Annotated in this window: 3 protein-coding genes and 1 pseudogene; all 4 read left to right on the plus strand. The window is 32.8% G+C overall.

The features are described 5' to 3' along the window. The first annotated feature begins 122 nt into the window (after positions 1–122). Positions 123–920: an arsenite methyltransferase gene (arsM, locus tag CI949_RS20290; RefSeq protein ID WP_290769842.1), complete on the plus strand. Its 798-nt coding sequence runs from the start codon at positions 123–125 to the stop codon at positions 918–920. Between the two features lie 111 nt (positions 921–1,031). Then, entirely contained in the window at positions 1,032–1,352 is a 321-nt protein-coding gene (locus CI949_RS20295) for a helix-turn-helix transcriptional regulator (protein WP_290769844.1), read from the plus strand. Between the two features lie 64 nt (positions 1,353–1,416). Beyond that, positions 1,417–1,617: a YwbE family protein gene (locus tag CI949_RS20300; RefSeq protein ID WP_089717064.1), complete on the plus strand. Its 201-nt coding sequence runs from the start codon at positions 1,417–1,419 to the stop codon at positions 1,615–1,617. Between the two features lie 4 nt (positions 1,618–1,621). Then, positions 1,622–2,000, plus strand: a pseudogene (locus tag CI949_RS20305) (tetratricopeptide repeat protein); the annotation flags it as partial.

Here is a 2,000-nt window from a genome sequence, read left to right on the forward strand (position 1 = left end):
ATGATAAAGGGAAATATTGGTTTCAGGTTGGGGTGAAAAATTTTGAAAGGTGCTATTAAGCCTTATCAATCAAGGGCTTATTTAGCCGAAAATCTTAATAATACCAGCAGGAGGGATTTATTATGACAAATAAAGATTTAAAAATAAAAGACAAGGTTAAGAAAAATTATACAGAAGTAGTAACTAAAGAAAAAAGCGGCTGTGGTTGTGGTTCTTCTTCCTGCTGTGGTTCAGAAAATGAAGAAGCAAAGGCAAAAGAATTGGCAGCAAAAATGGATTACAGCAGTGAAGAATTAGAATCAGCTTTTGCAGAAGCAAATTATGGCCTCGGCTGTGGAAATCCAGGAGCTATTGCTGAGCTAAAGCCAGGAGAAACTGTTCTTGATTTGGGCTGTGGAGCTGGTTTTGATGTCTTTTTAGCTGCTAGAAAAGTTGGTGAAGATGGAAAAGTTATTGGTGTCGATATGACAGCTGCTATGATTGAGAAAGCTAAAGCAAATGCTAAAAAAAATAAAGTTGATAATGTAGAATTTATCTTGGGAGAAATCGAAGAGCTCCCATTAGCGGATAATAGTGTTGATGTGATAATTTCTAATTGTGTAATTAATCTCTCACCGGCTAAGAAAAAAGTCTTTTCAGAGGCCAAAAGAGTATTAAAAAGTGGTGGTCGACTTGCTATTTCTGATATAATAAAAGCAGAAGAGTTTCCAGCAGCAGTTGAGGCTGATTTAGATAATTACAGCAGTTGTGTAACTGGAAGTATTGTCAGAGAAGAGCTGCTTTCCATTTTAAAAGAACTGGAATTTAAAAATATAGAAATTGAAAGAAAAGAGCACAGTGATGAAATAGTAAAAGATTGGGTTTCCGGAATAGATATTAATAAATATATTTATTCTGCTTATATTAGCGCTGAAAAATAAGATTAACAAAACTACTTTTATTTAATTAGCTGCTTGTTTTACTCATTTCTTTAAAATTTTTTAAATTTAGTGTACAATTAAGGATGTAGTTTGAAAAGTTTGGAGTGAAATATGATGAATGGAGATTTAAAGCAAAAAGATGAGGAACAAAGGTTAACTGAGCTGGCTGATTTGGCTAAGGGTTTAAGTCATCCTCATCGACTTAAAATTGTCAAAATTTTAGCTGAACTGCCAGCAAAAAATCAATGTATGGTCAGCAGTATAGTTGATCAGCTGCCGATTGCACAGTCGACTGTTTCTCAGCATCTGAAAATATTAAAAGAAACAGGTTGGATTGAAGGTAGAATTGATGGCTCGAGGGTTTGTTATTGTATTAAAGAAGATGTTTTTGCTATATATACAAAAGAACTTGAACAATTATTTAAGTTTTAATAAATGTGGATTTATAAATTAAATAGTTAATTTCAAAAAAATATTTTTAATTAAGGGTGAAATAATGACTGGTAATAAAAGATCTGAAATCAAAAAAGGGTTAAAGGTTAAGATAGTTCAGAAAAAAGATCAAAGAAGTGGTGAACTCACTGAAGGAATAGTTAAAAGAATTTTAACCAATTCTGCGGCTCATCCTCATGGAATTAAAGTAATGCTTGAAAGCGGAAAAGTTGGCAGAGTTAAAGAGATAAAGGGAGAGATTTAATAAGATGTTTGCTAAAATTAAAAGTTTTATTCAGAAATTTAAGGACAACAAGAGTTTTAGAGATGCCTCTAAAAAAATAGACGAAGGCTATTTTAAAGAGGCCGAAAAAATATTAATTGAAATTAAAGATAGTCCTTATGTTGAAAAAGAAATGCTCTTTTTTAATCTTGCTGGAGCTTTAATTGGTCAGGATAAACTAAAAGAAGGAGAAAAATATTTGCACAAAGCAGTTGAGGTCGAAGCTGAGCAGGATTATATCTGGGCTACTTTAGCTGAGGTAAATGTTCTGCAGAGAAAATGGGATGAGGCTGAAAAAGCGATCAATAAGGCAATTGAGCTGGAGCCTGATAAATCATTTTATGAGATCAAGAAAGAAGTTATCT

Source organism: Halanaerobium sp., from assembly GCF_003070835.1.